2 protein-coding genes are annotated in these 1045 nt (G+C 71.6%); both read left to right on the top strand.

The genetic code is table 11. The features are described from left to right. On the top strand, nt 1-734 hold a 734-nt coding region (gene prmA / locus ACE3TU_RS22230), incomplete at its 5' end, for a 50S ribosomal protein L11 methyltransferase (protein ID WP_374628029.1). After that, on the top strand, nt 731-1045 hold a 315-nt coding region (locus tag ACE3TU_RS22225; RefSeq protein ID WP_374628028.1), incomplete at its 3' end, for an MJ0042-type zinc finger domain-containing protein. The genes prmA and ACE3TU_RS22225, both read left to right, overlap by 4 nt.

The following is a 1045-nucleotide window of genomic DNA, read 5'->3' as shown; positions in this document are numbered from 1 at the left end:
ACCACAGCCGCGTCGTCGCCCTCTTCGACACCGACGCCGACCTCGCCCAGGCCCTGGCCACCGCCTCCGCCGCGGTCGGGCTCGATGCCGTGCCGCCCTTCACCATCGAGGAAGTCGAAGAACAGAACTGGGTGCAGCTCACCCAGAGCCAGTTCGACCCGATCCGCATCACCGACCGTCTGTGGATCGTGCCATCCTGGCACGACGCCCCCGACGCGGGCGCGATCAACCTCGTCCTCGACCCGGGCATGGCCTTCGGCACCGGCTCCCACCCCACCACCCGGATGTGCCTCGAATGGCTCACCGAAACCGTCACCCCGGGCGTCTCGGTGCTCGACTACGGTTGCGGCTCCGGCATCCTGGCGATCGCCGCGGTGAAGCTCGGGGCGGGTGAGGTCACCGGCGTCGACATCGACGAGAAAGCCGTCGAAACCGCGGCCGACAACGCCGCCAACAACGGCGTCAGCCTGCACCTGCAGGTCTCCGCCAAGCCCCTCGACGGCACCTTCCAGCGGGTCGTGGCCAACATCCTGACCAACCCGCTCAAGATGCTCGCGCCGCTGCTCGCCGCCCGGGTCGCCCCCGGCGGCAAGCTCGCCCTCGCCGGCGTGCTCGAAGCCCAGGCCGACGAGGTCATCGCCGCCTACGCGCCCTACATAGCCCTGCGCGTCGGCGCAACGCAGGAAGGCTGGGTCCGCCTCGAAGGCGAGCACCCGGCACCGGCCGTGCCATGATCCTCGCCCGCTGCCCCGCGTGCGCCACCACCTTCCGGGTGCGCCCGGAGCAGCTGCGCGCCCGCCAGGGGCGGGTTCGCTGCGGCCACTGCCAGCACGCCTTCAACGCCCTCGAAACCCTCGTCGACGAAGGCTCGGCCGACGAAGCCCCGGCGCAGGCGCAGGCCCATGCCGAACCGCCCCTCGCCGAGAGCCCGTCGCCGCTCTTCGTCCTCGAAGAGAAGACCGAGATCGAACCCTTCCCGCCCATCGAGCCCTCGCCCGACGAGCCGCCTTCCGAGCCCATCCAGGACGCCCACCCGGAGCCCGAC

The sequence above is a fragment of the Devosia sp. genome (genome assembly GCF_041917035.1).
Taxonomy (GTDB): domain Bacteria; phylum Pseudomonadota; class Alphaproteobacteria; order Rhizobiales; family Devosiaceae; genus Devosia_A.
Note: the sequence above shows the minus strand (reverse complement) of the source record. Positions and strands in the feature narration are given on the sequence as shown.